We start from the raw sequence: 3,741 nt of genomic DNA, 5'->3' as shown, positions 1-3,741 counted from the left end.
GGGGTCGATTAGGGCTCAGTGATAAATCGTACGCTAAGCAATTTCCGCTTTCCTCTTGCGCCAGATGTACTGTCCGATGAGCAGGATGTGTTCCCATCCGAGCGGCGAGATATGCCTGAGCAGGAATTCTGGGGTATCCAGTCCTGCGCTTTGACGCTGCAGGACTGCGTTTCCGAGCTGATCCGTGTTCCAGAATATGATGATGGCGGTGAGTAGGTTCAGGCATGCCAAACGGAAATGCTGACTTTCTGTGGTCCGATCCCGGATCTCACCCTGACGGCCAATCCACAAGGCATTCTTCAGCGCATGGTGCGCCTCGCCTTTATTCAGCCCGACAGTTGAGCGGCGCTGCATGTCCATATCGAGAGCCCATTCGATGACGAACAGTGTCCGTTCGATCTGTCCGATTTCCCGCATTGCGATGGCCAGATCGTTCTTGCGTGGTCGGGCTGACAATCGCTTGAGTATCTGGCTTGGAGGCACTTTGCCGGCCCGCATCGTGGCTGTGCATCTCAGCACATCCCCCCAATTGTCGATGAAAGTCTGTTCCCGGACCTTGCCCCCGATGAGGCACTTGAGTTCTTTCGGAACGCTTTTGAGATCGAAGACGTAGAACCGCTTGGATTTCAGATCACGGATACGGGGAATGAAGCGATAGCCCAGAAGGGCGAAGGTGGCGAATATAAGATCGGTGAACCCGCCCGTGTCAGCGTAGTGTTCCTTGATTTTCTTGCCGATCTCGCTCAGGCACAGTCCATCCAGAATGTAGGGTGCTTCGCTCACCGTGGCCGGGATCGAATTGATCCAATACGGCCCGTACAGGTCGGAAACATGGGTGTATGCTTTCAATCCCGGCACATGCGCGTCATACTTCGTATTGATGAGGTTCATCGCTTCACCTTGACGCGTGGTCGGGAAGAACTGCCCATCGCTAGAGGAGGTTTGACCCGAACCCCAGTATTGCGCCATGGGAAGCTTGGACTGAGCATCCAACACGATCGCCAGCGCCTCGTTAATCGCATCATTTTCAACAAACCAGCGCGACAAACGGGACAACTGAGAATATTCATGGTCAGCGGTCGCGGCGGCCATCTTGCTCAGGCCAACGTTCAGCCCCTCGCCGAGAAGTACGGTCAGCAGCCCAATGATGTCTTTGCAGGGTGTACCCGTGCGCAGATGAGTGAACGCTTCCGTGAAGCCGGTGACTTCAGCCACGTCCTGAAGGATGTCCGTGATTTTCGCAGGGGGCAGACGCCGATAGAGATCGAGAACCAGATCGGCAGCTTCCTCCGGAACATCCGCCTTGAGACGCTCAATCCGCAACTGGCCATCTTCGATTATGCCGTTGGGAAGAGCGCCATCCCTGACAGCTGCCGCAAGCCGCTCGAAGCCATCCTCCAACCGGCGCTTGCGATCCTCAATCCAGACCCTGGGGTCCAGCGGCAGATCAAGGCCCGGCATCGTTTTCGCTGTTTCCAAGGGCACAAGAACCTTTCTGTCATCAGCATATCGGCGGGCATGATCCAGCCAAATATCGTTGGACCGAAAGGCCTCCTGAAGGCGGAACATCACCGCCACAATCCAAAGCCGTTCCTCATTGGTGTCCGGCTTGCGCAGTTGCTTGTCCCATTTTGATCGGGCAGGTAAAAAGGCCCGCGATTTGGTCGGGATGTCAGCACCCTCCCGGATGATCGCCGCGGCGTCGAGTAACGGTTGGACCACGGTGGCGCCTCGAATGTCCAGCACGCTCAACATGCGCTTGCCATAGAGTTTAAAGCTGTGAACCGCCTTCTCGATGTGGTCCATCGGTTCGGCCATGGCCGGTTTGATTAGCTGGGTCGCCATCGCCACAAGAGTTTCCAGACCAGCCCATGAACAGGATGCATCGATAGCCTCGCCGAGGGCTAGATCATCGCCTCTTGCCATCAGTAATGTTGTTCCCAGTGCCTGGAACTCGGCCAGTGTGCTAGCAATATCCGCCTGCGCCTGTTCGAAGTGCAGTGCGCTGATTTTCTTAGCCTCTCGCCAGGTCTTGCTCACAATCCGGTCATGGGTTTCCACAACGGTATCAGCGATGGACGCGGCCCATTCGACGACACAGGTGGCTAGAATGGCAAGACGACGATTACTGCTAATGTCCTGCAAATCCGCCGTGAAGTACCGCTCGCCCTGGCGGCGCAAGATCTTGACCCGATGGGGCGGAATACCATCAAGAACATCAGGTGACAGGCCAATCTCCTTGAGAAACTCCACCCGCTCAAGCAGGCGGTTCATATCGGCCGTGTTCTTGCCGACCTCGAAACTGCGCAGCCATAAGAACACACTCTGCCAGCCGTTTGCAGCCGGGCCGAGCAAATCGTTGAGGCGGCGGCGCATCCGACTCTCCAGACGCGTGACAATCCTGTCCTCAATCCGACGCTCGGCAGCCACCAAGGCATCAGCGCATAGCCTCTCGATGGTCGTGACCCCCGGCAAGATGATCTTCCGTTTTCGGCATTCCTCTACGAATTTGCACACCAGCCCTTCACTGGATTCGGCCGCCTCAGCCTGCTGAGAGAGCCATGATTTCATCTGCTTCACGCGCTTGCCAGTGAACCGCTGGTAGCCATAGATCTTGCGTAATGCACTGAGATGTTCTCGACGGGTTACATCGCGGGCAGCGTAGGGCAAGAGATCTTCCGGTTGCAGCCCGAGTTGGGCGGCAAGGTAACTGGATACTGCCTCCGGGATCACCTCTCCCGGCTTCAGAAGACGTCCAGGATATCGCAATGCGCAAAGCTGGAGCGCAAAGCCCATCTGATTTTTTGGCCGCCTGCGCGTTTTGATGTACGCGATGTCATCATCCGCAAGCGTGTAGTGGTATTCCAGCGATGCCCGGTCGGTGGGAAGGGCGAAGAGAGCATCACGTTGACGTTTCGTCAGAACAGTTCTGTGGGCCATATGTTACCTTTTCAGAGAAGTATTGAGGGGCGGAGCCGAGGCCTTTGTTTATGTTTTCGCCCGTCCGATAGACGTACCTTCAGCGCACAGCTCAGACCCCAGAGTCCTCGCCTATAAAACCAAGGCTTCAAGGTGTCGCAAATAGCTAGTTCGATAAAAGTTGCAGTGAAGGGGGTTCAAACGTACAGTGGACCAATGGAAAAGATCGGATATGCACGCTGCTCGACCTACAGTCAGGACCTCACCGCACAGCGGCAGGCATTGAGTGAACTCGGAGTTCAGGACGACCGCATCTACACGGATCATGGATTGACCGGCACCAACCGGGAGCGACCTGGCCTTGAACAAGCGCTGGCCGCCGTGCGCAAAGGTGATACCCTGGTCGTGACCAAGCTTGATCGTCTAGCCCGATCTGTTCCGGATGTTCGGGCTATCAGTGATCAACTCGAAGCCAAAGGCGTGAAGCTTGCCTTGGGGGCCGCAATCTACGATCCCAGCGATCCGATGGGTAAGATGTTCTTCAATATCGTCGCCACCTTTGCCGAGTTCGAAGCAGACCTGCTTAGAATGCGTACCCGGGAAGGGATGGCCATCGCCAAAGCAAAGGGCAAGATGCGAGGAAAAAAGCCAAAACTAACTGAAAAACAACAAAGAGAGCTGCTGAAGATGCACGAAACCGGGGACCATTCGATCAGCGATCTCGCCGAAATATTCTCCGTTTCAAGGGCAACTATCTATCGTACATTACAGAGAACTCAGAACCCTTAGCGTACGATTTATCACTGAGCCCTAATCGACCCC

General features: G+C 55.6%; 2 protein-coding genes. One reads left to right on the top strand and one right to left on the bottom strand.

Going from position 1 to position 3,741, the window contains the following annotated elements; genetic code table 11:
- Window positions 1-33: 33 nt before the first annotated feature.
- Window positions 34-2,940: a Tn3 family transposase gene (locus tag PPL9_RS01130; protein WP_057460922.1), complete on the bottom strand. Its 2,907-nt coding sequence runs from the start codon at window positions 2,938-2,940 to the stop codon at window positions 34-36.
- Window positions 2,941-3,135: 195 nt separating this feature from the next.
- Here PPL9_RS01130 and PPL9_RS01125 point away from each other — a divergent pair, with 195 nt between their 5' ends.
- The gene (locus PPL9_RS01125; protein WP_057460921.1) at window positions 3,136-3,708 is read left to right on the top strand and encodes a recombinase family protein; all 573 of its coding nucleotides are present in this window, start codon (window positions 3,136-3,138) and stop codon (window positions 3,706-3,708) included.
- Window positions 3,709-3,741: the final 33 nt, after the last annotated feature.

The organism is Pseudovibrio sp. POLY-S9 (assembly GCF_001431305.1).
Classification (GTDB): domain Bacteria; phylum Pseudomonadota; class Alphaproteobacteria; order Rhizobiales; family Stappiaceae; genus Pseudovibrio.
The sequence above is the reverse complement of the archived record's forward strand: the minus strand, read 5'-3'. Positions and strand labels throughout refer to the sequence as shown.

Bases quoted from the DNA above. Each gene is read 5' to 3' on its own strand.
- PPL9_RS01130 (WP_057460922.1), bottom strand. From the start codon at position 2,940: ATGGCCCACAGAACTGTTCTGACGAAACGTCAACGTGATGCTCTCTTC.
- PPL9_RS01125 (WP_057460921.1), top strand. From the start codon at position 3,136: ATGGAAAAGATCGGATATGCACGCTGCTCGACCTACAGTCAGGACCTC.